This is a genomic window from Parasediminibacterium paludis, assembly GCF_042651445.1.
GTDB lineage: Bacteria > Bacteroidota > Bacteroidia > Chitinophagales > Chitinophagaceae > Parasediminibacterium > Parasediminibacterium paludis.
The window spans coordinates 223,629-242,675 of the sequence record NZ_JBHSDC010000002.1; the positions used below are offsets into that span (position 1 = coordinate 223,629).

At 39.1% G+C, this 19,047-nt stretch carries 25 protein-coding genes and 1 other RNA gene; 4 read left to right on the plus strand and 22 right to left on the minus strand.

All coding sequences use genetic code 11. The features are described 5' to 3' along the window. Nucleotides 1-87 precede the first annotated feature (87 nt). Both ACFOW1_RS01495 and ACFOW1_RS01500 read left to right on the plus strand, forming a co-directional pair. Entirely contained in the window at nt 88-1,182 is a 1,095-nt protein-coding gene (locus ACFOW1_RS01495; protein ID WP_379011781.1) for an Mrp/NBP35 family ATP-binding protein, read from the plus strand. A gap of 112 nt (nt 1,183-1,294) precedes the next feature. Next, nucleotides 1,295-1,891, plus strand: a complete 597-nt coding sequence (locus ACFOW1_RS01500; RefSeq protein WP_379011782.1) for an FMN-binding negative transcriptional regulator — start codon at nt 1,295-1,297, stop codon at nt 1,889-1,891. 111 nt (nt 1,892-2,002) lie between these two features. On the opposite strand, the gene ACFOW1_RS01505 is transcribed toward ACFOW1_RS01500, so the two are convergent. After that, nucleotides 2,003-3,796 carry a MutS-related protein gene (locus tag ACFOW1_RS01505; protein WP_379011784.1) on the minus strand — a complete coding sequence of 598 codons (1,794 nt, stop codon included), beginning with the start codon at nt 3,794-3,796 and terminating at the stop codon, nt 2,003-2,005. Between the two features lie 129 nt (nt 3,797-3,925). On the opposite strand from ACFOW1_RS01505, the gene ssrA reads away from it, so the two are divergent. Continuing rightward, nucleotides 3,926-4,314: a transfer-messenger RNA gene (gene ssrA, locus ACFOW1_RS01510) on the plus strand. On the opposite strand, the gene ACFOW1_RS01515 is transcribed toward ssrA, so the two are convergent. The 13 genes from ACFOW1_RS01515 to ACFOW1_RS01575 all read right to left on the minus strand — a co-directional run bounded on the left by ACFOW1_RS01515 (nt 4,266) and on the right by ACFOW1_RS01575 (nt 9,912). Beyond that, complete coding sequence (locus ACFOW1_RS01515; RefSeq protein WP_379012368.1) at nt 4,266-5,810, minus strand: recombinase family protein; 1,545 nt, start codon at nt 5,808-5,810, stop codon at nt 4,266-4,268. The genes ssrA and ACFOW1_RS01515 overlap by 49 nt on opposite strands. Continuing rightward, nucleotides 5,719-5,922, minus strand: a complete 204-nt coding sequence (locus ACFOW1_RS01520) for a hypothetical protein (RefSeq protein ID WP_379012369.1) — start codon at nt 5,920-5,922, stop codon at nt 5,719-5,721. The genes ACFOW1_RS01515 and ACFOW1_RS01520 overlap by 92 nt, the downstream gene beginning before the upstream one ends. A gap of 10 nt (nt 5,923-5,932) precedes the next feature. After that, nucleotides 5,933-6,229: a hypothetical protein gene (locus tag ACFOW1_RS01525; protein ID WP_379011785.1), complete on the minus strand. Its 297-nt coding sequence runs from the start codon at nt 6,227-6,229 to the stop codon at nt 5,933-5,935. Between the two features lie 3 nt (nt 6,230-6,232). Beyond that, complete coding sequence (locus ACFOW1_RS01530; RefSeq protein ID WP_379011787.1) at nt 6,233-6,436, minus strand: hypothetical protein; 204 nt, start codon at nt 6,434-6,436, stop codon at nt 6,233-6,235. Beyond that, nucleotides 6,430-6,906 (minus strand): hypothetical protein, encoded by a 477-nt coding sequence (locus ACFOW1_RS01535; RefSeq protein WP_379011788.1) that lies wholly within the window; start codon nt 6,904-6,906, stop codon nt 6,430-6,432. The genes ACFOW1_RS01530 and ACFOW1_RS01535 overlap by 7 nt, the downstream gene beginning before the upstream one ends. Further along, nucleotides 6,887-7,090: a hypothetical protein gene (locus ACFOW1_RS01540; RefSeq protein ID WP_379011790.1), complete on the minus strand. Its 204-nt coding sequence runs from the start codon at nt 7,088-7,090 to the stop codon at nt 6,887-6,889. Before ACFOW1_RS01540 ends, ACFOW1_RS01535 begins: the two co-directional genes overlap by 20 nt. 78 nt (nt 7,091-7,168) lie before the next feature. Then, entirely contained in the window at nt 7,169-7,318 is a 150-nt protein-coding gene (locus ACFOW1_RS01545) for a hypothetical protein (protein ID WP_379011791.1), read from the minus strand. 34 nt (nt 7,319-7,352) lie between these two features. Continuing rightward, a complete protein-coding gene (gene dnaG, locus ACFOW1_RS01550) occupies nt 7,353-8,423 on the minus strand; it encodes a DNA primase (protein WP_379011793.1) in 1,071 nt (356 codons plus the stop codon). Next, entirely contained in the window at nt 8,413-8,643 is a 231-nt protein-coding gene (locus ACFOW1_RS01555; RefSeq protein WP_379011796.1) for a hypothetical protein, read from the minus strand. The genes dnaG and ACFOW1_RS01555 overlap by 11 nt, the downstream gene beginning before the upstream one ends. A gap of 151 nt (nt 8,644-8,794) precedes the next feature. Continuing rightward, on the minus strand, nt 8,795-8,959 hold the full coding sequence (locus ACFOW1_RS01560) for a hypothetical protein (RefSeq protein WP_379011798.1): 165 nt from the start codon (nt 8,957-8,959) through the stop codon (nt 8,795-8,797). Between the two features lie 3 nt (nt 8,960-8,962). Then, nucleotides 8,963-9,190: a hypothetical protein gene (locus ACFOW1_RS01565; RefSeq protein WP_379011799.1), complete on the minus strand. Its 228-nt coding sequence runs from the start codon at nt 9,188-9,190 to the stop codon at nt 8,963-8,965. A gap of 135 nt (nt 9,191-9,325) precedes the next feature. Continuing rightward, the gene (locus ACFOW1_RS01570) at nt 9,326-9,724 is read right to left on the minus strand and encodes a hypothetical protein (RefSeq protein ID WP_379011800.1); all 399 of its coding nucleotides are present in this window, start codon (nt 9,722-9,724) and stop codon (nt 9,326-9,328) included. Then, complete coding sequence (locus ACFOW1_RS01575) at nt 9,724-9,912, minus strand: hypothetical protein (RefSeq protein WP_379011801.1); 189 nt, start codon at nt 9,910-9,912, stop codon at nt 9,724-9,726. The genes ACFOW1_RS01570 and ACFOW1_RS01575 overlap by 1 nt, the downstream gene beginning before the upstream one ends. A gap of 122 nt (nt 9,913-10,034) precedes the next feature. On the opposite strand from ACFOW1_RS01575, the gene ACFOW1_RS01580 reads away from it, so the two are divergent. Continuing rightward, entirely contained in the window at nt 10,035-10,412 is a 378-nt protein-coding gene (locus ACFOW1_RS01580; protein WP_379011804.1) for a helix-turn-helix domain-containing protein, read from the plus strand. Between the two features lie 168 nt (nt 10,413-10,580). Here ACFOW1_RS01580 and ACFOW1_RS01585 read toward each other — a convergent pair whose 3' ends face one another. From ACFOW1_RS01585 to ACFOW1_RS01620, 8 genes are read right to left on the minus strand one after another with little or no spacing between them, the layout of a single operon-like run. Further along, complete coding sequence (locus tag ACFOW1_RS01585; protein ID WP_379011806.1) at nt 10,581-12,161, minus strand: hypothetical protein; 1,581 nt, start codon at nt 12,159-12,161, stop codon at nt 10,581-10,583. Next, nucleotides 12,158-12,733, minus strand: coding sequence for a hypothetical protein (locus ACFOW1_RS01590; RefSeq protein ID WP_379011807.1), 576 nt, complete (start codon nt 12,731-12,733; stop codon nt 12,158-12,160). The genes ACFOW1_RS01585 and ACFOW1_RS01590 overlap by 4 nt, the downstream gene beginning before the upstream one ends. After that, on the minus strand, nt 12,714-13,373 hold the full coding sequence (locus tag ACFOW1_RS01595) for a hypothetical protein (RefSeq protein ID WP_379011810.1): 660 nt from the start codon (nt 13,371-13,373) through the stop codon (nt 12,714-12,716). The genes ACFOW1_RS01590 and ACFOW1_RS01595 overlap by 20 nt, the downstream gene beginning before the upstream one ends. Nucleotides 13,374-13,414: 41 nt before the next feature. Next, nucleotides 13,415-15,565, minus strand: coding sequence for a hypothetical protein (locus ACFOW1_RS01600; protein WP_379011811.1), 2,151 nt, complete (start codon nt 15,563-15,565; stop codon nt 13,415-13,417). 3 nt (nt 15,566-15,568) lie between these two features. Continuing rightward, nucleotides 15,569-16,786: a hypothetical protein gene (locus ACFOW1_RS01605; RefSeq protein ID WP_379011813.1), complete on the minus strand. Its 1,218-nt coding sequence runs from the start codon at nt 16,784-16,786 to the stop codon at nt 15,569-15,571. A gap of 3 nt (nt 16,787-16,789) precedes the next feature. After that, on the minus strand, nt 16,790-17,311 hold the full coding sequence (locus tag ACFOW1_RS01610; RefSeq protein ID WP_379011815.1) for a hypothetical protein: 522 nt from the start codon (nt 17,309-17,311) through the stop codon (nt 16,790-16,792). Continuing rightward, entirely contained in the window at nt 17,304-18,092 is a 789-nt protein-coding gene (locus ACFOW1_RS01615) for a hypothetical protein (protein WP_379011817.1), read from the minus strand. The genes ACFOW1_RS01610 and ACFOW1_RS01615 overlap by 8 nt, the downstream gene beginning before the upstream one ends. Further along, nucleotides 18,089-19,045 carry a DUF6712 family protein gene (locus tag ACFOW1_RS01620; protein WP_379011819.1) on the minus strand — a complete coding sequence of 319 codons (957 nt, stop codon included), beginning with the start codon at nt 19,043-19,045 and terminating at the stop codon, nt 18,089-18,091. The genes ACFOW1_RS01615 and ACFOW1_RS01620 overlap by 4 nt, the downstream gene beginning before the upstream one ends. Nucleotides 19,046-19,047: the final 2 nt, after the last annotated feature.

The following is a 19,047-nucleotide window of genomic DNA, read 5'->3' on the forward strand; positions in this document are numbered from 1 at the left end:
TTGATAAGCTTTTGCATTTCGCAACAAAGTAAAGCGGTGAGCCGCTAATTTTGCTACCTATTATCTTTTTTAACAAAAACTTGCGTGATGACAGAAGCAGCGATACTACAAGCTTTGAGTAATGTACAAGAGCCGGATTTAGGTAAAGATTTGGTGACGCTAAATATGGTGAAGGATATCAAAATTGATGGTAACAATGTAGCTTTTACCATTATTTTAACCACACCTGCTTGCCCAATGAAAGACATGATGCGTAAGGCAAGCGAGAATGCAGTGAAATTATTGGTGAACAAGGAAGCGGTTGTGACGGTCAGTTTTACGTCAAATACAACAAGCAATCGAAAAGATGCGCAACAAGTATTGGGTGGTGTAAAAAACATCATTGCAGTAGTAAGTGGCAAAGGTGGTGTAGGTAAAAGTACGGTATCGGCTAATTTGGCTTTAGCATTGGCAGAAGGTGGTGCGAGTGTAGGCTTGATGGATGCTGATATTTATGGGCCAAGTGTGCCAATTATGTTTGGTGTACGTGGCGAAAGACCCATGATGAAAGACGTAAACGGTAAAGGCGTGATTATCCCTTTGGAAAAATACGGTATTAAATTGATGAGCATTGGCTTGTTGGTGGATGAAAGAAATGCCGTGGTTTGGCGTGGTCCAATGGCAAGCAGCGCCATTAAGCAATTTGTAACCGATGTTGATTGGAGCGAATTAGATTATTTGGTAATAGATATGCCGCCAGGTACAGGTGATATTCACCTCACGTTGATGCAGACAGTGCCTGTGACGGGTGTGGTAATAGTAACTACGCCACAAGCTGTAGCCCTTGCAGACGCAAAAAAAGGTATTGCGATGTTTGCCCAAGCGCAAATAAATGTGCCAATTATAGGGCTAGTAGAAAATATGGCTTACTTCACACCAGAAGAATTACCAAATAATAAATATTATTTGTTTGGTAAGGAAGGTGGTAAGCGCTTAGCTGACGAATACGACTTGCCATTTTTAGGTCAAGTGCCTTTGGTACAAAGTATCAGAGAGGGTGGCGATGCAGGCGTGCCTGCAATGGTTGGTACGGATACCTTGTCTCAACAAGCATTTAGAGATGTGACTGCTACTGCCGTAAGAAATATTGCCATGCGCAATGCCAATGTGCCTAAAACAAAGATGATAGAAGTGACGGCGTAAGTTTTTTGTTGTGTAAATAATTTTGAAGTTTCCATTGAAGCATTATTAGTTTTGATGGAAACTTTTTTATTTGATGATTGACTCATTTAAACTACAAATTCTAAGCTAGTGTATGTACCATCTTAAACATTTTAAAGCTGAAAGCGACCAAGAAGTATTGGCTTTTATGAAAGCGCATCCTTTTATTACGCTTTGTGGTATTGATGAAAATAATATGCCAGTAGCTACACATTTACCAATATTGCTGGAAGAAAGAGATGGTGAAGTAATTTTATTGGCTCATGCTATGCGCAAGCAAAATCATACCCTTGCTTTTGCAGAAAACCCACATGTACTGGCTATTTTTAGTGGTGAAAATGCTTATATAAGTGCTAGTTGGTACAACAATAAACACGTAGCAAGTACTTGGAATTATAAAGCAGTACATGCAAAAGGTATTATTAAATTTCTAGATGATAAAGGTTTGTATGAAGTATTAGTAAAATTGACCAATCATTTTGAAGGCACAAACGACAGTCCTGCTGCAGTAAAGCATATGGATGAAAAATATATAGCTGATAATATGAAAGCTATTGTAGCTTTTGAGATAGTGCTAACTGATATACAGCATGTGTTTAAGTTAAGCCAAAACAGGCAAGAAGCTGATAAAGCAAGGATAGCGGAAGTTTTAACGAATATCGGCCTAGATGCCAATGAGCTAGTGAAGTGAGTTTATACTGTGTAAAACATTAAATCAACTTATTGTAACTTTTTTTAAACTAGAATGATTTGGATACAATAATTTTTGAATATTTTTTGCAAGAGATAGGACTCACCTGAATTAAGCTTCCATATCAATACCTATTTTGCGCATTAAAATAGACGCATTTAGGCTTTTACAAATGCCGTCTTTCAGTTTGTAATCAAAGTACAATTCATCATTAGCTACTTGTACATCAAAATGGTAATTAGTAATGTTTTGTGGATGATTATTTGCTTCTTTTGCTAGTTCTACATCGTGTGTGGCTAGTATGGCTACAGCATTTTGTTTGATAAGTTGTTGTATTAATGCCTTACTACCTGTATGTCTATCTAAAGAGTTGGTACCACGTAAAATTTCATCTAGTAAAATAAAGAGTTTTTCGTGGTTGTTAACAGCTTCAATAATGCTTTGTAGCTTTTTTAATTCTGCATAAAAAGTAGAGGTGTTTTCGGCTAAATTATCAGCAATGCGCATACTACTCATTAAGCGAATGTGTGATGTAGTAAAGCTTTCAGCGCATACAACACTGCCCATTAATGCTAGTACGGTGTTACAACCAATACTTCTCAAAAAAGTACTTTTGCCAGCCATATTACTACCTGTAATAAGGGTAATATTGGCTGAGCCAGTTGTTGTAAAGTTATTGGTGATACACTTATCATCTACAATCAGTGGATGACCAAGTTTGTTAGCGCTAAATATAAAATGTGTATCAGTAATCGTTGGTACACACCAATTTGGGTGGTTGAATGCTAGCACTGCTAGCGTATTGATTACTTCCATCTCTGCAATCACTTCAAACCATGTTTTTACATGCTGTTTATGAGTTGCTTTCCATTTGTTTAGTGCTCTTATTTGCCAAATATCCCATAGGAATAAGGTGTTTAATGCAAGAAATAAATACACGTTTAATCTTACATCAAAGCGGTTAAGAATTTGCTTCAATTCATTAATAGCTTTTGATGCTTTTATGTTATTAATATTGAGCTGTGATTGTAAACTTTTTAATGCAGCTACTTCAAAATTCGATTGCTCTATGGTGGTAATTAATTGTTCTGCTACGGTTAATTCTTTTACAATATTGTTAAGTAAGGTATATGATGCCATTACTTTTTTACTTTGCGCAAAAGCAAATACCAAACACAGTATAAGGATACCTGAGAATATAGCTGTTGATAGAATATCAATAGCATAAAGTATCACGCAAGTAGTGGTAAAAATGCCATACAATGGCAATAGTATTTTCCAATAGTCGGCTTGTAAATGTTGTTCATCGGTTTGTAACCATTGGTTGATTTTCTGTTCTGTATTAATTGTTATTGGTGATTGTAGACTAATGGCTTCAAACTGCTGCTGCCATTGTGTTTGTTGTTGCAGTGCTTTAATAGCAGATTGCCTATTTTGTATTGCTTTTTTGGTAATGACTTTTTGTAAATTATCTGCTAATAGTGCTTTGCCTTGTTCGGTATTGCAGCGATTGATGTATTGAAATAAAGATGCTTTGCCAAATATGTCTAAATCGTTAGTATAAGAATGGGTAGGCTGCGCAAATTGCTCACCAGAGTCTCTGTGAAGATATTGGTGGTTCAGTATAGCCAACTCTTGATGGTTGATATCAATGAGTGTCTTGGTATGATTGATGGCTTTGTTATTGGCAACATCTTTAGCAATAAAGAATAAAAAAATACTAATGCCAAGGATAATTGCAATGATGCCAAATAATATGTCAGTTTCAAAGCCTTTGAAGGCACCAATAGCTGTGAAAACAACTGTGATAAACCTAAGCCAAGCAAACTTTGTTTTAGTTTTTTGTAAGGCTTGTAAAGTAGCTGTGTGTGCTTGTAAATATTGCTGATAGGTAGTTGCAGGCATAGTAAATGTTATAGGCGTTGAAAGTAGGTAATGATTGATTAGTGTAGAAAGAAATTTGTACCTATTTTTGCCCACTGATTTTAAACTAGACTTACCAAGTTTTTAAAACTTGGTAAGTCTAGTTTAAATGGGGCTGTACTGGTTTCGACAGCAAAGTTCTTTGTAGGTATAAGCATGCAGTGCGTTGGATAATTAGCACTTAAATCTGAATATTCAAAACTCAAATGGCAATACACAGTATGCCATGGCTGCTTAATCAGTGATTAAGTAACCATTCGGGCCGCCGAACAGGTTGTTCTGTTACCAAGTTCCGCCGCCGACTCAAACTAAACACAGGATGCTGTTTCAGAAGGCTGTGACTGAAGCAAATAGTCCCGATAGCTATCGGGAATTCAGCTAAGGATGAAATTGGTTTGTTCACTCCCGGTTTTATCTCGACAATTAATAATGAACTAAGCATGTAGAAGACTTATGGCGGATTTGTTTGGACAGGGGTTCGACTCCCCTCAGCTCCACCACCCAAATTTTCACCGTTTTTAAAGGGTTGCTCGTCTATGATGAGTAGCCCTTTTTCTTTTAGTATCAATGTGTTATGTGTAAAGATTGGTAGTAAGTACGGTGTTCGATAGGTATTGTTAGAATAGTATAAACGGCTGTCGAACACTAGCTTGATGAACTGTTGTTTTTGCTGTAAATTGGCTTGGTTGTATATGCTATTTAAGTTGCTGAGGCTCATTAATTCGTCTTTTACGGTATTAAATAAATGTGTTTGCTGATTGGTTAGGGCTTCTAGTTGTGCTGTGATGGCTAGGCGCTGGTTGGTTAGTTCTTTTTGCCAACGGTTATAGCTATCGCTATTCAATTGGTTATTAATAAACTTTTCTTCTACGCTAGTTATTTGCTGCAAGCACTTTTCTAAATCTTTTTTTAGTTGCTTTTGCTGCACTATGGCTTCTTGCTCGGTGGCTTTTAGGTCTATTTCTACTTTGCTTACAATAGCGGTAATTAAGCGCTTTGGTATGCTTAAATAAGTAAACACTTGTTGCAACTGATCATGCGCTTTGGTGGCACTAAGGTTTAAATGCTTAGGGCCGTGGCATTTGTAGTAGTTAAACTTGCGCCCATACTTACCACTACTTGCTGCACCGGTTACGGCTTTACCACAATGGCATTTTAACACGCCACGTAGCGGAAAATTCTCGTTTAGCAATTGCTTTACCGTGCCTTTGCTCAGCTTTGCCTGTACCTCTAGCCATTGTGTGCGGCTAATAATAGGCTCGTGGGCTGCTTCTACTATTTTGGCAGGGTTGTTTTGGTAGGCATTTACCGTAAGCAAACCTGTATAGGCATGTCGGGTAAGCATTTTGCGAATAATGCTGTGGCTACGCTGTGGCATACCCATTTTAAAAGCCGTTTGCGCAATTACTTGCATAGGTGTATCTGCCAAGAAAGCATTGAAGATGTAGCGCACAATAGCAGCCTGTGGTGGGTTGATAACCATAATAGGTACATTATTAGCATTGCGCTGCTTGGTATAGCCAAATGGTGCTGCACCTATGTAGCGCCCATCACGTACTTTGGCTGTGTAAATACCAGCGTTTATTTTGCCAGCCCTACGTATATTATCATCTTCTGCAAGTAGCAGTTGCAAGCCTGTGCGAAACAAACTACCAGGTGTGTTATAGTCAAACGTGATGCCTTCATTTACACCTACTACTTGTATTTTGTAGGTTTTTTGCAGGTCTTTTATCATTACCATTGCTTCGCCTGCGTTGCGGCTAAAGCGGTCAAACTCTTGTACTACTAGGTAATCTACCTGCTTGTGGTACTTTTTTATAAATGCCAATAGCTTATTAAAATCTGGTCTATCTAGCGTTCTTGCGCTTTCGCCATTATCTATAAACGTATCTATAATGGTTACATTATTGCGCTGGCACCACTCTAAGGTGCGCATATCCTGCCCCTTGATGCTGAAGTGGCTCTGCTTGTCGGTGCTTATTCTCAGGTAGCGAATGGCTGTTTTGTTCATGGCTTTGTGCTTTAGTTTTTGCTGATGAAATAATGATTGAGGATATTAAAGCTACAAATTGTTCTTCTTCTTTTGATAACTCTGGTACAATGTGCATAATGAAAAAATTAATCAATCAGGTGAAAGCACTCTAAAAACACACTTTTAGCCTTAGCACTAGTAAGGTTTTCCCATATAGGAAAAACTTTGCGCCCTAGCATGATAGCAGCCCATTCGTGCCTAAGCATTAAAGTATCTGCTTCTTTTACTGCTTTGCTTAGTGGATAATCAAAGCCAAACTTGGCAGCAATCACTTTCATCAGATTATTTTCTATGGCTTTGTAATCTGGTAAATGTGCTTTTATAGGTGTAGGTATATCCATTAAATATGCCTCGCTTGCATCGTGCATTAATGCTTGCAGCACAAACTATTTAGGTACTAATGCTGCTACATGGTAACTATGTTGCGCTACAGAATAAAACTGCTTAGTATGCCCACTAAACCTACATTGATGGCTAAGTGCATGGGCAATATCTTCTATGCAAATCATTTCTGGTGTGGGGTCAAATACATTCATGTATAAGCCTGTGTAGGTGCGTATGCAGTTGGGTTTATATAAATCTTCTAGCATTGTGGTTTGTTTTTTGCATCTTCTGCATCTTGCTGAATGCATAGGGCAGAAATGGCTCTGAAAAAATAGCTGTTGGGATTTTCGGCCCAGCGTAATATGTAGCTAGCAATTTGCCATTGCTCTGGGTGTAGCTGGCTAAGCCTATTGATAAAATCTACCCTGTTGGCAATAATTTCAGCCATCGAGTCTTCAATTTCATCGTTGCCTAGCAACTCTGCACCTGCTACTAGTGAAATACTATCCAGGCTTTTAAACAAGGCTTTGGCATTCTTTTTAATATCATGCTTGTACATGCTAGTACGTTCTAGCTTTTGCAAAAAATCTTGCAAAGCCAATACTGCTATGGTAGCATTTAGAATATCCAAACTTTCTTGCTCGTTAAGCCTACGTGCAGTGCATTGGTTGCGACGCATTTGGTCTAGCGTAGAAAGCCCTTTTGGTAAGGTGGGGTTAAGATGCTTTTGGTTCATTGGTTTGCTCTTTTACTTGTGATGGCTTTACGGCAAATACTATTTGCTTGCTATTTTTTACTATCCACACATCATCGCTGCGCTTATTAGTGATGGTGACGGTTTCACCTGCTCTACCATAGCAAATTTTGTTTTTGCCAAAGCTGATAATGTCTTGCAGTAAGGTGGCTTTGCTATTGCTCATGTAATTAGTTGTTTAGAAAAATGGTGCTGGCTTTTCGTACCGTGGTTTTGTACCAGCACCGGGTCAAAGAATAAGAAGTTATCTAACCTGCATTATGCCATATACTTTCTCGTAGGCATGGTTTTGTTTAAACCATTCTAATGCTTCAAAAATGTCATTGGCATCATCAACTGTAGAAGAATAATAGCCATATTCGCTATGCTCATAAAAAACAATAAACTCGTTCATACTTGGTATTTATTTTGGTTAATGAAAAATCTTTTTACGCTACCAATAAATTTTGACTTCTAATAAACTCATCAGGGTCTTGGCCTTGTGGTAGGTTAAGTACTTGGGTTTTAAAATCTAGTTTCAGGCAGTTGTCTATTAGCTTATCCATTTTTTTAGTGCCTGCGCCATCACCATCAAAGGCAAGTACTAGGTGGTTGGTGTAGTGTTTAAGCATTTTCAACTGCAAAATATCTACCTCGGTACCGCAAGCGGCTACGGTATTGCATAGCCCTGCATCGTGCATGGCTTGTACATCCATATAGCCCTCGGTAATGTAGCAGTAGCCCATTTGCTTAATGGCTGCCTTTGCCTGCCAAAGCCCATACCATAGCTTGGCTTTGTGGTATATGATACTTTCTTTAGGGTTGAGGTATTTGGGGTATTTTTTATCGGCTTCTTTATTGCCGCTAGGTACTTGGCGGCCAGCCAAGCCAACGATGATGCCATTAACATCGTGTATAGGTATGATGATGCGGTTGTAGAAGAAATCTTTAGTAACGCCTTCTTTTACATTTACCAAACCTATTTCTACACTTGGGCCATGCTTGCCTGCATTAATTAAAGGTGTGGTAAGAAATTTATTATCTGCTGGTGCAAAACCAATATCCCAATGGGCTAAGCGGTGTGCATTGTAGCCACGGCTATTGAGGTATTGCAATACATCAGCCTCGGCTGGTAGGGCTTGCAAGGCTTTAGTGTACCTTTCAGCAGCCCATTTTACCGATGCCAGGCACTCAGTTTTAAGGTCTTTCTGCTCTTGGGTTATTTGCTGCGCTGCTTGATTGTACTCTAGGGTAATATGGTACAGGCTTGCCAACCATTCTACGGCTTCGTAAAAGGTTTTGTTTTCCTTTTCCATAATAAGGTTAAAAGCATCGCCACTTTTGCCACAGCCAAAGCATTTGTAGCGGTCATTACCATGCATAATGCTAAAGCTTGGGCTTTTCTCATTGTGAAAGGGACAGCAGGCTTTGCGTTGCTTTACAGTGGTGTAGCGGCCTACTAGTTCGGTAAGGTCGGCAGCGCTGCGCACTTGTTCTACTGAATGTTGTTTAATTGCCATTGGTGGTAGGGTTAAAGCGTTTACTTAAATCGTATAAATGGCACCAAAGGGTAGGCGATTTTCCGTTAGGCAATAATGCGCTCCTTGCTAAATCAGTACCAAGTAAATCAACTTCAATAGAATTAATAAGAACATGCGTTTTTTCAAATTTTTCAGCTATTGCCTTACGCTTTTCTTCTGGTAGCTGGGCAATAAGTTCATCTGTAATTTTTGGTCTCATAATAAAATATTTATAAATAATTGATTGGCATAAAAAAAAAGAATGAAAAAAGAAATTGAGAAAAGAAGCATACTACATGCGGTATGCTAGCGCCGTACGTCTTTCCGTTCTTGTCATTTTTTAACCGTAAACCAAAAGCCCTATGAAAAAACTAGTTTTTGTTATGCTTAGGGAAGAAATCGTTTTGCCAATCGTCAAGCTGTTGCTTGGGGTCTTTATTGCCACCGTATTTATATGGCTCGCTAGTGCCTGTGGCAAACCAAGCAATGAGCATTACAAATAAGAAAATGGCAGCAACTATGATAGCGTAGTACATGGCTTAGTTAAGTTTTAGCTTTTTAAAAAATACCACCGTATCGGCACCAAGTATGGTAATCATTACAGGTGGGTTGTCTTTTATTTGATCCTTTACCATGGTGGCAAGGGCTACATAGTTTACAGGTCTTTCTTGTAGGGCTTGCTTAATAGTATTAGCTACTAGGCTAGTACTAGTGATGGCTGCAAGCCTGTGATAAATTTTGCTTTGCTCGATGGCTGTTAGTGGCATAGCCTTTCAATTTTAAGTTGATTAAAAAATTGCGGTTGAAACGTGCTACAGCAGGGTTTGGGTGGGTAAGCAATTCTTTGGCAAGTGCTATTTTAAAATCCCAATACTGCGCAGGTGTAGGGTTGCTGATGAATGTCATTGGGCAAGAAATTGATAGTTAGTAGCTTCTACGGCATCTTGCAAAACAGATTGCCAATAAGCATTAATAAGGTTGGCATGGGCTTCAATATCTTTTGCTACCCAATGGTAAGCTACATAATGCAGCTTGGTAGCATTTGGGTACATGGTTTTAAGTACTTTGGTGTACCTATTTAGATCCATACCTGCATCAAGCCAAGCAAACACTTCTGGGATGTTGTTAATATCTACTTCTAAAGCACCATACACTTTAGCAGTGCCAAGCACCTGCCCTTTGTAGTTAATTACATGCTCTGCACCAGCAAAGTATTTTTCTACATTAAAAGCACGCATAGTAGAAAAATTGTTAGCGATAAGTTTGCCATTTGGGTTTGAGCTGAACGAAGTGGTTTTCATTAGTTTAGATTTTTTAAGTTAGAAACAATTTTTTCCTTAATATCTAAACTTACAGCGCAACCTCTTAAAATGTTTTTTAATGTGCTTGTACTTACACCAGTAATTTCTGTTGCCTTTTTAAGGTTGCCATGTTTAAGGCGTACAAACTTCTGTAGTTGTGTAACAGTTCGTTTAGGGATAGTTTCCATTTTGTCCTACAATTTTTATACTTTTATTTCGTTAATATCGTTATTGATATCACTATCGTAGAACAAACGTAAAACAATTGGTTAACAATTGGTAAACTTTTCACCAAAATATTTTTACAACTATGTTGCAAATCAATCAAAATCCACGCTGGATAAGCTTTTCAGAAGAATTAAAAAAGTTAAATCTTCGTTTCCCTATTGCTGAATTAAGTGAGGCAATGGGTTTTTCAAAATCAGTAGTAAGCCAGTTTGTTAGTGGCAAAAAATTGCCAAGCGAGAATTTTTTAAATAAATTCTACGATGTGTATGGCAAAAAGTTAGATGAGATTGATAGAAAAAAAGAAGCAGCCATAAAGCCGCTTGATGTATTAAATTTATTTAGAGAAGATGGTACGCTTTACAAGCAATTATGCCAAAAATGCGAAGAAAAAGACAAGGAAATTATTGAACTAAAAGCCCAAATACAAGTGCTAAAAGACTTGCTGAGCGCTAAAAAGTAGCAATATATTTAATATATATGAACAATAAAATACCTGCAAGCCAATAGCAATGCTAAAAAAAGGTCAAATAAAAAACCAAGCAAATATTTGCCCCACAAACAACAACTTCGTTCCCTATACGCAAGTCATCCGCCAAAAGGCTCTTTACAGAAATATGAAACAATAGTATCATCTAAAGCCCAAGCCATCACCAATAGCTTGCGGCCTAGTCATGTTAGCAAGGTTGTGGCTTAGGTAGGCAGTGTATAGTATATCAAACGCCTCGCTATAGTCAGTGGTTTCTTCAGCAGGAAAGCTTAGCAACTTCTCTTTACTCTTATCCTTTTTAGTTTCGCCACTGCTAGTAATAGTGCCAGCCTGTTGCATACTCTTTAGTAAGTACTCACATCTAGCTTCGTTAAACATTAAGCTACCTACACCTTGCTTTTGCATCGCCTTTTTAAACTGCTCAAACCTTGATGCATGTGTAGCAGCCTTGCCTATGTATAACTCTATCACATCAAACCTATTAGCATATAGAGCCTTCTTAGTCATTTCGTGGTACGGTTCGCTATCGGCTCGCTTGCCTATGGCTGTATGATCGTAACAGAACACTACCGTTCTATTCACCTTGTACTTAAACATCTGCCCTAGTTCTTTACACGTAGCTTCTATACCACCATCAGGGTGCAGTGTGTGTATGCCTGCCACTATGTTAAAGGTAGGGTAATCGTTACCAGGCAACTTACCATATTGCGCCACTACCATAGGCGTGATACGCCAGTTATAATCTAGCGCTACAAACAATGGTGCATTATCTTCTATATCTGCCATGTGCTTGTGATACATACGCAGCCTATCAAGCGCAGGGTAAAAGCAGTTTTCTACTTGGTCAGGGTCTTGGTTTTCTACACTTACACGATACTGAAAATCGCCAAGGTCACGCCTTAAATCACGGTAATACTTTTCGCCAAGGTTGGCAATATTCTCATAGGGTAAGCCCTCGCAGTAATACACCAAGTTCTTACGTACAGCCGTCAGCTTTGCATCAAACTGCCGCTTTATTTTTTCGTAGTAATTATAAGCCCCGGTGCGCCCTTCGTTCTCAGCAATAGCCATTTGGTTTTCTACCTTCAGTAGTTCTACCTGTAGGCGTATTACCGCTTCTACGGTTTGCATATCACACAGCTTCTTTTTGTTTAGCAGCCATTTAATATTCTCACCAAACTTATCAGTAAAATACCAATGGCTACGGTATTCTGACAAGTGGCCAAAGCGTGTATAAGCACCACGTAACGCATTCAATACCTCACCCACATTTTCTTCTTTTACATACTTGGCTTCATCTACAATTAAGGCTTGTGCATTGTAGGCATTAGCACTACCTTCTACCTTACCGCTTACCTCACACAAAGCCATACCATTGCGAAAGCTAGTAACATGGTCGTATTTCTTTAACGGTATTATCGGCTTGTCAAAATGCTCAGGTGGCTTTTTATGCACCACAAAATCTTCGCCCTCAACCATACCAGCTTCATTAATAAAGTAGTTGAGAATATTGGGCAAAATTCTATCGTGTATGCGGTCATAGCTATCACTCATCAGTAATATTTGGCTGCAAGGCATCGCTTCGCTCAGGTGTTCTATTCTATCGCCTACGGCAAATGTTTTACCTGTAGCCCTTGGCCATAGGTTGTAGCAAACATTCGCATTGCAAAGCTTAATGCGTGCTTGGCTATGAAGTAGTTTGATTTTTTTTTCTAGGCTCATTGGTTACTCGCTTCTTCTATTTTATTATCTAAAATCTCAAAGGCAGCATCAGCCGTTAAGCCATTTTCTGCCACATTACCAGGCAATACAAATACCTGCATACGTTTCTGTGGCTTGTGCTTTTGTTCTGGATAAGCCACTATGTATTTTAATAAAATAGCTTCGTAAATGGCAGCCGTTTCAAAGTCTTTACGTTCTACCGCTTCAGCAATTTGCCTTTCTACAAATTCTATTCGTAGGCTTATTAAGGCTGCTTTGTTTAGTGGGTTGCTAGTGCTAAAAATGTCTTCTGCATAGCGTATATAATCGGCAGCACTGCGCCTTGTTACCTTAAAGCGCTCACGTATAATGGCATTTATTTGCTCACGCCCTAGCTTACCATTATTGCAGCGCAATTGTTCATCAGCAAACTCAATTCTATCTTTCAATTCAGCTTGCACTTGATTTAGTGTTACCGCTTCGCCACCGCTTACAAACCATGCTTTTATAATATCTACATTATCATCTTCTGTAAGCGATACTTGCACCTCTTTTAGTAACGATGGTGGTAGGTTAAACTTTGGTTTGCCCATTTGCTTTCGGTTTAAATTGGTAAGGTTGACCCGTAATGCGTAAGTGTAGTGCCAGCATATCTTCTAAGCGCTTGGCATCTTTAGCATTTGGGTTTTTAGCTAGATTATTGTTAAAGCGCCTTATATCTCGCTTGCAATTGCTTATCAGGTTAGCAAGCTGCAAAGGGTCGCTTGGTATTACTTCTTGTATGGGTGGTTTTATTTCGGGCAAAGTGCCATGTTCTAAGTAGTAAGCCCTTTCTGCCCATACTTTCATAATGCGCTGCTCTAGTGCTAGTATTTGAAAAGCAATAGGCTTGCGGTAGTTAATGGCTTCTTCAGTATTGGCATTACCGTACTTATGTAGCAAGCTGCGTAAGTGCTGCATTTCTTTATACGGGTGCAGCCATTTATCATGCAGGGCTTTAAGTACCACATCATCAGTATTGCTAGGCATTTCTGCTAGTGGGCTAGCTGCTGGTGCTGGTGCAGGCTTGGTAAGTAATTGCTGCATAGCTTGTAGCAGCGCATTTTCTGCCACAGGCGTTTTAGGGCCTTGCAGTAAATGAAGTACATGCTTATCGCTACCAAGGCTTTTATAAATAGCCACGCCTACATGGTAGTTTCTTGCGCCATTAAGCCAATTGGTAACTAGTTTCATGGCATAAAATTGCCTGCATTTATCCGCCACACAAAGGACGGTTATATAATCACGTAGGCAGCACTAGGTGCTAGTGCGTAGGTATTTTCAATGGTAAGCCCATTGCTTGCATACACTTGTAAGCTACGTGTTTTATCGGTTACTATCGTGCCATCTGGCAGCGTTACATCATCTTGAAAGTAGGTAAACTGTTGGCTAGTGCCATTCATGCGCTCAACAAATGTGGCATCGCTATCAGTATAGCCTAAGCCTGGTGTGTAGGTGTAATAGCGTGTAATGCTTACAAGCAAGTTTACGGCTCTAAATGGTATGGTAGCGGCAGCATCAGCAAAGGCGTAAATTTTTAAGCGCTTCACTTTGTACTCAGTAATAGGTGCGCTACTAGGTGCAGCTACTTGTTGGTAGGCTGGTAAGTCTGCATCGTAGGCAATGGTTTCTTCAGCATCAAATACTAGGCGTAAGTAAATAGTGCCATTTGGTGGTGCTACAGGTATTTCTTGCGGTAGTAAGTAGCGCTTTAGCGTTACCTGTATTTTATTTAAAAACGGTATTGGCTCTACTATTTGCGTTAGTATGTAGCTAATGCTATTTATCAATAGCGGTGTTTCAAAATTAATATTGGCTAGTTCGTATAGTGGCAAGCTTAGCGTAGTGGTTTCAGTAGCTTGTGTATTGGTACTTCTTAGCCATCTATTATGCCAAAAGGCAATAATGCCGTAATCGGTTTTATCAATAGGGTTGATGTGCTTAAATACATTACTCCATTGGGCTTTAAAGTTGCCCAAATTATCTACACATAAATTGCTTAGCATTGGGTATTGTATGGCACCAATGGTAGTGCCATCAGCTAGCGTTTCATCACACAAACCTAAATACAATAACGTACGAATGCCCCACTTTTCGCTATTCTTTTGCTTGCAATAAGGTAGGTGTGCATAGTAGTCTGTACCACCATTGCTACGGTATTGCACTTTGTACACAGGCAAGGTACTGCAAGCCGTTTCTATGTTTTTAATAGTAGGTGCAGTGTTTAGCCCAGTTACTCTTGGTATGGTTGGCTCATAATCGTAAATATTATCGGTAAAAACTACCCAAGCAGTACCATCTACTTTATAGTATTTATTTTCAGAAAATACATATACCAATACATTATAGTAGCTGCTCAAATCGCCACTTGGCAGGTCGGCAATAGTATTCACAGGGCTTAAAAAAAGCCAGTTGGTAAATTCAGGGTTGCTTACAGCAGCATCATTACTTGGCAATGTATTTTTAAAGCCATACACTATTTCGCCTGCGCTGTAATCGCTTGCTAGTTCGCTTGCTGCATAAGCAGTTACATCTTTATAAGCACCTAAGCCTACGGTTTTTAGTGCTACAAGCGTTACGGTTTTAGCTGCATTGTTTGGCAAAAGCGTCCAGCCATAGCGTAAGCAAATAGCTACCACAAAATCTATCACTAGCAAATCTTTATCAAAGCAATCTGCCAAGTTTAATGATAGTGTAGTGCCATTTGGTGTAAATGCGGCTGCATTAAATACTACTAGCTTTTCCCAATCGGTACCAGATAGGTTAGTGGTATCAAGCTTCCAACCAAATTCGCTAAAAATGGCCGTCAATACATAGCTAAGCTTTGGCTGTATGGCTATTGGTTGGTTGGTTTTAAAATTACCATCACTATCTAGGCTATTCATAATGCCATCAAACGTAGTGGCTAGCCATTCATTGTTTTGTATGGGTGCAGCAATGTAATCGTAAGTATAATTCCAAGTATCTTTTAAATGTGTGTAGCAGTTTACTATGGTACGTGTACCACCAAACTTTAAATCTTTCATCAACACATTTTTTGCTTGCAAGGCAAATACAGAAATACCACCAAGCAAGAAACCCTCTAAGGTACTTTTGCTTTTAAAGCGCTCATTAATATTGCTTTTATTAATCACTAATGTGCAGCTATACTTATACGTTAAGCCATCGTACACATCTACCGCTAGGCGTAGCTGCGTTTTTATAGGGTATTGAAAATATCGATCACCAATTAACGCTACATTATTTGCACTATAAGCAATGGTAACAGGCATGGTATATTCACCACTGCTTTCGCTTAGGTAAAACAAAGGGCTTTGGCGCTGCAATTCTACAGCACTACCTTTTGCCAGGTCTATCGGTATATTATTGCTTAAAAGTCTTAGCATTTGTTATGGGTAAGTTTCTACATCAGTACCTATACCAAGGTTTACATCGCTAGGCGTAAATACTTCGTTGGTAATAGCAGTGCGCCACTCTATAGGCAAGCTGTAGGTTTTAGCAGTGCTTAATCGTAGGCTTGTGCTTTTTTGTAAATTAATCACAGGTAGCCAACGGCTATCTGCATATTGCCAAATGCTACGACTAATCAGTAATTCAGTCATAGCATCTTGCTCTGCTTCATCTTCTAAAAAACCAACATCACCTTTATAGCTTTGGTAAGTAGTAATGCCTACATGGCTGGTATCTGCTTTTTTTATAGTAGCAAGCCAATCATTTACATCTATACCATTATCTACTTCAGTGTAGTCTTTATTCAAAGCGGTTTCTACCTCACCAATTACACGTACGCTATCAAGTCCACCAAGGCTATTAAAAAAGTGTATATCGGTATAGCTATATAGGTGGTCATAACTTACGTAAAATTGGTATTGGCTTACTATACCATCATTAGTACCACTTTCGTAAATGCTTACTAGGTAGTAATCTATAGGGTTGCTAGTAAGCGTAGCTATTTGTAAGGCTGCCATGCTTACGTTAATATGCTTTAGCCAGCCAGTACTTGGCACTTCACCTAAATAATCGCTGCGTACATAGTCATTACCATAAATATCAGTAGCCACTATGCTTAATCGCAATATTTTACCAGCGTGCTGTGGCAATATCAATGTACTTAAAAATATTTGCTGATTATGGCTTACAGTTCTACCGCTAGGTAGCCAAGTAAGCCAAGGTTTTTCGTAAGCGAAGTAGTTTGCAAAAAAATTGTTGCGGCTATACTTTTCACGTATAATGCCCATATTAAAAGCCACACGTTTATGGCTGCTTTCTTCGCTTGTTACATATGCAGGCGTGCTTGCGTCGGTTACTTCACGGTAATGTATGTAAAACTCTACCGATTGTGCGCTATAAGCATCTGTAATAAACGTACTTTGATTGCTAGGTAGTTGGTACTTTAAAAAGCTATCTATATAGCCATTAATGTAGAAGTAAGTTTTGCCATTACTATCTGGTTTAAGGTTAGCCGTAAACTGTTGCCCACCAAAAAATAAGATAATTTGTATAGATAAGCCAGCAGGGCTAGTATCGCTTGTGATAAATACATAGAGCAATTCGTTTCTACTGAAACAAATTGCATGTGGTCTTTCTATAACTGAGGTGGTAGGCATTTGTTAATCCCAATTTTGATAGTCAGGTAATAGATAGCTAGCATCTGGTGCTTGCTCTGTAAATGTAAGTTGAAAGCCAAAGTGGTTATCGTACAGTGGTGGTAGCTTGGTGCAGGTAAAACTGCCTAAATCTACAAAGCCCAATGCGCCACAGCCATCATTCACAGTTGCGTCGTACATTATTTTTTGCTGCCATTGTTGCGCTATCGCAAATGCTTGATCATACGAATTTTCTTTTACCGATTGCTCACCGTAAACTATAGTAGCTTTTACGTAAAAGCGCAAGCTATGGGTGTAGGTATTATTTACAGCACCATCATTACTACCGCTAGTATTTGTAAAGCCCACTTGTACGGCAAACTTATCTGCCAAGTTGTTGATAATATCAGCTATTAATTCTTCTTCATCGCTTATGCTAATGAAGGCTTTACGCTGTACACCATCATCAAAGCCATTATGCCTAAGCATGAGATTGCTTTGCGCTAAGCTGGTAAAATAACTAATGGTATCAAGGTATTTACTCATGCTCTAACTGTTGCGCTGCTTGTGCAGCTTCGTTTACTAAAAAACTCGCTTCGTACAAAGCGGTGTAAAATGGTAGATTTTCAACCTTGTCAAACGTGCCAAACTTGCCATCAGCAGCTAGGTTACGCATCATTAAAAAAAAGCCGTGAAACTGTTCGCTTTCAGTTTCACCACCATCTTTAGAAAATACTGCTGGATTGCTTGCAATAAAATGTTCTCTGCATCCGTCGTAAAATAGCAGTATTGCATCCTTTACAGGTTGCGGCCACTTGGCTATTTGCTTGGCACGATGCTCAACCGTATTGCTATTATAAGCTTTGCGCACATCACCAGCAGCATCTATTTTAGTATTGTAAAACAATTTCTTTTCTCTATACAGCACTGCAATTAGCTTATCCAATGCATCAGGTACTTTATCTAGGTGCATACGGTAATACATTTCGCAAGCATGTATTTCTTTAAAAATAGTATTACTCAGTTCGCTTTTAGGGCCATATAAACCATTGTACTTTGGCAATACATTTACCGTAAGTCCATTGCTTTTAAATACCCAAGCAATGCTACTTATTAGCCTATACTTTACGTCAGCAGGTATAAAGGCAAAAGCAAAAACATTTTTACCCAATAAAATGCGTAAGGCTTTTATTACAGCCACATCAGTTTCTACACCACTATTAAACAATGCTGCTAGCTGCACAAGTTGCTTAGCGCTGCATTCGTTCCAGCTTTCGGGTAGTTGTACCTTATACTGCTTATGCTTATATGCAATGGTTGTTATCATAGTGCTACAAATCCTGTTCTACTGCTATTTGCATCTGCTACAGGTGCAGCAGCAGGGTCTTTATACAAGCTGCTATTAAAGTAGGTAGTAAATACGCTATTGCTAGCGGTTTCATTTAAGTAAGCCTTTAGCTGAGATAACCAAGCGTTGCCATCAGTATCGCATTGCAGTTGCAAAGCTTGTTTTTCAGTATAGCTACTATCGTTACGGCCTCTAAAATCCATATCGCCACTATCGCCCATTAATACCGTAAAGCCATTTACCCCAATATTAACCGATAGCTTTTTACAAGCATTGCTTATGGCAAGGCTAGCTACTGCATGCTTTGCCAGCATCAGCGCTCTTTTTTCTGCATCGGTAGGGTTTGTTTTGTCACGTAGTTCTATGGCAAAATCTTTACCAATAGCTACATATAAAATATGCTCTTCTACCTCTGTAATTACAGGCAGCAAGGCAGCAAATAAGCGGTGTGGCTGGTATAAATGAAAGTAATAAGCAAAATCTTTACCGCTAGTAAATAAGGTGCGGTAAGGTTGTGGGTTAGCCCATGCAAGCGTAGCAGCATTGGCTATTAAATATTCCCATACGGCTTCTAAGGCTTTGGCACCATCATTGGCAAGGCTCGTTTCTAGTTCTTTGTAAGCCCATCTTGTGGCGGGCATACTATTTTCTGTGCTTACCATGTGTAGCCCTGTATCGCCTATTTTGACTTGTCGGTTAGGCAAGTCTTTCATCATAGCTAAAGGTGCTACGGCTCTACGGCAAAGTTCCTTTAAGCGGTTGTAATTAGCATCGGTACTAGTAAGCATGGTGGTGTAAAATTCCTCACCCAATACAGGCCATAAGAAAGTTTCATCTGCTATTGCCATATTTGGCAACGTAGCAGATGAAGTACTAGTATAGTTAAGCTTTACGTAGCTTTTAAATTGCTCTATGGTGGTAATTAATGGCATGG